Source organism: Synechococcus sp. R6-5 (genome assembly GCF_047461775.1).
GTDB lineage: Bacteria > Cyanobacteriota > Cyanobacteriia > Thermostichales > Thermostichaceae > Thermostichus.
This window is the reverse complement of record NZ_JANSHV010000163.1, coordinates 1-5,125: the sequence shown is the minus strand read 5'-3', so window position 1 is coordinate 5,125 and position 5,125 is coordinate 1. Positions and strand designations below refer to the sequence as shown.

The window sequence follows — 5,125 nt, the reverse complement described above, 5'->3', positions numbered from 1 at the left end:
GCGGGGCTCCTGCGATTTCTAGCTGAACTCCCCTCTCCCTCTGGGAGAAGGGTTTAGGGGTGAGGGTTGACGGCTTTCAAGATTGAAAAAGGCGGGAATAGAGCTGTTGGTGGACTTGACAATCGCGTTCTTGTAGGAGGGTGAAGCTGCCCAAAGCCGGCCAGCTGGGGGAGAGGTTTGGCCTTTCGGCCCGCTTCACAACCGGCAGGATCTCTTGGTGTACCACTGCCTCGATGGGCTCGTACAACTGAGCCAATAGGCTTTGCCCCTCGGTATGCCCCAAAGGCACCAAGCGCACTGCCGCCGAGACCAGCCCAGTGAGGGAGGAGAACAAGAAGGCACGCAGGGTATCTTCCAACCCAATGCCCGCCTGAGCGCAGATCCAGCCAAACACCACGGAATGATGCAGTGGATCCCCCTCTGCCTTGGGGACAGAGATTCCCCAGGTGCGTTCTGCCAGTTGAGCTAGGCGTTTCCCCAAATCTAGGCTGGCTTGGCGCGGCTCTGCCGCCCAACGGGTTGCTTGCAGCTGTTGCTGCAGCTTCTCCACTCCCGACTCGGATCCTAATCGGGATAGACGATGGGCCAAGGCACAGGCTCTGCCCTCGGTGGGGGCTAAGCCCATGTGCAAAACCCCCAACAGGTACTGCTGCACCCCAGCCCGATCGCGAAGTTGACCCGCTTGAACGGCAGCTTCCAAGCCCCAGGAGTGGGAATAAGCCCCAATCGGCAGGGCAGAATCGGTGAGCTGTAGCAACAGATAGAAAGTGCCGCTGGATCCTGGAGAAGTAAGTTGGGAGGAGAGCTCACCACGCATCTTCACCAAGCCTTAGCGGGGGCGGATCAGGCCATAGCCGCCATGGTTGCGGACGTAGATAACGTTGATCTCGCCATTTTCGATATTGCGGAAAACGTAGAAGTCGTGATCCACCAGCTCCAACTGGTGCAACGCTTCCTGAACCGTCATGGGTGGCATGGCGAAGTACTTGGTGCGCACCACCTCTGCGGGTAACTCCGCTTGCCGTTCCGTATTTAGCGGATCGGTGACGGGCTGCTGGGCCACTGCCACGGAGGTTTTGGGGGTGTGGCGGACGCGGTGAATGCCGTTCCGTTCTTTGTATTTGCGCAACTTGCGGGCCAGCTTGTCGGCCACACGGTCGATGCTGGCATAGAGGTTTTCGCTGCTTTCTTCCGCCCGGATCACGGTGCCATTGGCGTAGACGGTCACTTCGGCAGATTGGCTGGCACTGATACGGGGGTTGCGGGCTACCGATAGATTGACATCAACCTCACTGGTGATCTGGGCAAAATGACTGACAGCACGCTCAATTTTTTCTTGAACGTAGCTGCGGATGGCGTCGGTAATCTCGACGTTTTTCCCTTGGATCACAAGCTTAGTCATGAGGACTCTCCCAGTCATGTCGGTTTATACCTGAGATAGCGCCTCATCCCCACCCGGGATCCCTCTAACTCTGGAAAGCGATCCCAGCTCACAGGCGACGTCAGCCCTTTAATTGGCAAAAATGGAGCCCTGTCATCAAGGGTGAGCAGATCGGCTTTGGGAGTGGCACTAACCTCTTGGGTTAAGTCTAGGTTAACATCTCGCTCAAGGATCTCTGCCAGAGGTTAAGAATAAATTTAGGCTCTCTTAATGTTTCAGAGATGTTGAATTCCAGATTTTCCCGAATCGCAGGAGCTCTGTAGAGAAGCGGGATCCCCGCCCTGCAAGACATGCACTTCTATTGGCTGTGTTGAGTGTCTTTGGGAAAGGTTTTTTAGAGTTTAAGTTGCAAGTTCCCCAGTCAAAAGCCAAATCTATCATCAAACCCATAGACAGATCTAGCCTGCTAAAAATCTTCCTGAGCTGGATTTTGAGTTGGTTAAACAATGTCTCTAACTCTGACCTGTTTTTGAGAGACTGAAGGTGGGCCGTATTGCCCATAAGCTCGGCAATCCAGATGCTTCAGCTTTCCTCCAGGGTATGTTGGTATTATCCTACAGCCTAGCAGCATCTTGATTGGATAGCCATTGACAGCAAAAATGAAGGGATATTGATATAAATTAAGTTTTTTATCGATTTTTTATCAATATGAGGCTTTCGACTTGAGAGATGGTGTTGTTGTCGGTATTAGCTTTGACAAGCCTGTTGTTCACTGTTCCATGCTGTAAGGTTTCTATCGGAGAGCTACATAAGTACATAAGAACTTGGAACTCGGTTCTGCCGCTGCAGTCACCTTGAGGAGCGGTGGGGAGAAGGCCAACTCTTTCCGGGGTGGCTGAAATGCTACCCTCGAAACCAGCTTGGTGTGCAAAAGGTGGGGCAGACTGGGTGGGCGGAGGGATCCCGTTGAAGGCGGCAGAGCTTTTAGACAGAGCAGAAGAGGCTCTACAGGAGCAGTTTCAGGCGGTGGAGAAGACCCTCAGAGAGAACCTGGCGCGGGTGCTGCGGGCCTTTCGCGACCAGCGGGTGGGATCCCATCACTTTGCCGGGGTGTCGGGGTATGGCCACGACGACCAGGGGCGGCAGGTTTTGGATCGGGTGTTTGCCCAGATTATGGGCTGTGAGGCAGCAGTGGTGCGGCTGCAGATGGTGTCTGGTACCCATGCCATCGCCTGTGCTTTGTTTGGGGTGCTGCGTCCGGGGGATGAGCTGCTGGCGATTACCGGCCCCCCTTACGACACCCTTGAAGAGGTCATCGGTCTGCGGGGTTCCGGGCGGGGATCCCTACGGGAGTTTGGCATCGGTTACCGCCAGTTGGATTTGCGGGAGGGAACTGTCGATTGGCAGGCCCTGAAAACCGCCCTCAGACCGCAAACCCGCTTGGTTCACATTCAGCGGTCCTGTGGCTACGATTGGCGGCCCAGCTTTTCCATTGCCCAGATTGCCGAGATGATCCAAATGGTCAAAGCGCAAAACCCCGAAGTTGTGGTTTTTGTGGACAATTGCTACGGCGAATTTGTGGAAACCCAGGAGCCAACCCATGTGGGCGCAGATCTGATTGCCGGATCCCTGATCAAAAATCCGGGGGGCACCCTCGTTCCCGCAGGGGGCTATGTGGCCGGGCGGGCAGAGCTGGTGGAGCAAGCCGCTTGTCGGTTAACGGCTCCGGGCATTGGTTCGGAGGGGGGGGCAACTCTAGATCTCAACCGCCTTCTGTTTCAAGGCTTGTTCTTGGCCCCGCAGATGGTGGCCGAAGCGGTGAAGATCGCCCATCTGGCGGCGCAGGTGTTTTCTGATTTGGGCTACCCGGTCTCGCCTCTGCCTCAAGCTCCTCGCACCGATATCATCCAGGCCATTCAATTGGGATCCCCGCAAAAGCTGCAGGCCTTTTGCCACGCCATTCAAAACAGTTCTCCTGTGGATTCCTACCTCACCCCAGTTCCGGAGGTGATGCCCGGTTATGCAGACCCGGTGGTGATGGCAGCAGGCACCTTTATTGCCGGGAGCAGTGCAGAACTCTCTGCCGATGGGCCGATGCGGGATCCCTACACCGTCTACTTGCAGGGGGGAACCCATCTCTACCATGGGCGGCTGGCCCTAGAAGCCGTCTTGCAAGCTTGGGAAACCCTGTAGGCCAACAGTTTGCTCTCGGCTGAAACAGCAAGGAAGGGGCAAGCCAACAACCTCAAAACTCAGCACGAAGTTGGCAGAAGTTGTCGTCTCTGACCAACTTTTCGCTCAATCAATCAGGGGGTAGGATCAGTCTACAGTTGCCATTCTTTAGAAAGGGATCCCTTCCGATGTTGAGCTGGTATCGTTCTTGCGCATCTCCTCGCCGTTGGGGATCCCGTTTGACTCTGGCTCTGGTGGCATTGGGGTTGGCCGGCGGCTGTCGGCTGCTGGATCGGGTGGGAGAGAGAGGCTTGCCGGTGGGATCTGCGCTGACCCGTTCTGCTCTGTGGAGAGGCAGCCAAACCGTGACGGGAGCGCTGGAGGTGGGAGATCAAGTCAGCCGCCAGTACGGCAGCTTTTGGGATGGGATCCCCGTCACCGCTGAGCCGGGGCAGATTTTAATTGCGGCCCTAGAGAGCGAAGATTTTGATGCTTATCTGGAGCTGGTGGACGGCCAAGGGCGGGTGATTGGCTTTGACGATGACTCTGGCCTGGATGTGAATGCCCTGTTGGCAGTGCGTCTGCCGGAGGGAGGCACCTATACCCTGCGGGCCACCAGCTTTGAGCCGGAATCCACCGGCAACTACCGGCTCACCTATATCCTCACCCAGGTAGATTGGCAGGAAAGCCTATCGGGCCGTCTGCAGGAGGGATCCCTTCAGCATCCTGAGGATGGCAGTTGGATGGACGAATATCCCATTGCCGCCCGCGCCGGCCAGATCCTGATCGCTTCCATGACCAGCTCCGATTTCGATGCCTTTTTGCAGCTGCTGGATCCCAGTGGAGAAGTCAGGGCTTGGGATGATGACCAAGGGGGTGGAACCGATGCTCTGATGATTGCCTTTCTGCCCCGCACCGGCACTTATACCCTGCGGGCCAACACCCATAAGCCACGAGAAGAAGGAGCCTATAGGTTACAGTACGCCTTGCGCTAGTCCCTGCTCGCCCAGATTCCCTGTCTTACAGCTTGGATAAGGGGGCTTGTGAACCTTCTGATGCTGATGTCGAGATTTTGACAGGAATCATCGTTTTTTAACGCCTAATGTTGATATATGTCATGATATATGTCAGGAGTTGCCAGTTTACCTTCCTAAGATCCTCACAAAGCCAGAAGGGGCACTGCTTGCTGAGCTTTGTGGGAAAGCATAACATCTTATCCTAAGTTGTGACGGAGCTGAAATATTGTCCTCGGGGATGAGGTCTTTTTTCTAGAATCGAATCGATGGCCTAGACCATTCTTTTGCAGTTCAGCCCCTATCTCCACAAAATGGATGCCATGACTCCTGAAATGGTACGCCAGTTTTGGTCTTTGGTCAGCGAGATTGGCAGGCCAGATTGGCTCACAAAGCGTGACGATGACTTGGTGAACCTGCTTCTGAGCGCCTGTCAGAAAAAACACGCCCTCAGCAGTGTCGATGCCTCAATTCTCAATCGCTACATCAGCATTCGCTTGCCCTTGATTCGCGATATCCTCGTGGATTAAACCTAGGTCGTGTTGATCTTATGTTAGGA

5 protein-coding genes are annotated in these 5,125 nt (G+C 55.1%); 3 read left to right on the top strand and 2 right to left on the bottom strand.

The genetic code is table 11. The features are described from left to right. Positions 1-76: 76 nt before the first annotated feature. Together NW818_RS09265 and hpf are read right to left on the bottom strand one after the other, a co-directional pair. Entirely contained in the window at positions 77-817 is a 741-nt protein-coding gene (locus tag NW818_RS09265) for an urease accessory protein UreF (RefSeq protein ID WP_148202769.1), read from the bottom strand. Positions 818-829: 12 nt separating this feature from the next. Further along, entirely contained in the window at positions 830-1,402 is a 573-nt protein-coding gene (gene hpf / locus NW818_RS09260) for a ribosome hibernation-promoting factor, HPF/YfiA family (protein ID WP_011434101.1), read from the bottom strand. Positions 1,403-2,281: 879 nt separating this feature from the next. On the opposite strand from hpf, the gene NW818_RS09255 reads away from it, so the two are divergent. The 3 genes from NW818_RS09255 to NW818_RS09245 all read left to right on the top strand — a co-directional run bounded on the left by NW818_RS09255 (position 2,282) and on the right by NW818_RS09245 (position 5,096). Further along, a complete protein-coding gene (locus NW818_RS09255) occupies positions 2,282-3,574 on the top strand; it encodes an aminotransferase class I/II-fold pyridoxal phosphate-dependent enzyme (protein WP_369791756.1) in 1,293 nt (430 codons plus the stop codon). Between the two features lie 167 nt (positions 3,575-3,741). Further along, positions 3,742-4,548, top strand: a complete 807-nt coding sequence (locus tag NW818_RS09250; protein ID WP_414329052.1) for a PPC domain-containing protein — start codon at positions 3,742-3,744, stop codon at positions 4,546-4,548. A 341-nt stretch (positions 4,549-4,889) separates the two neighbouring features. Further along, entirely contained in the window at positions 4,890-5,096 is a 207-nt protein-coding gene (locus NW818_RS09245) for a hypothetical protein (RefSeq protein ID WP_238376795.1), read from the top strand. Positions 5,097-5,125 lie beyond the last annotated feature (29 nt).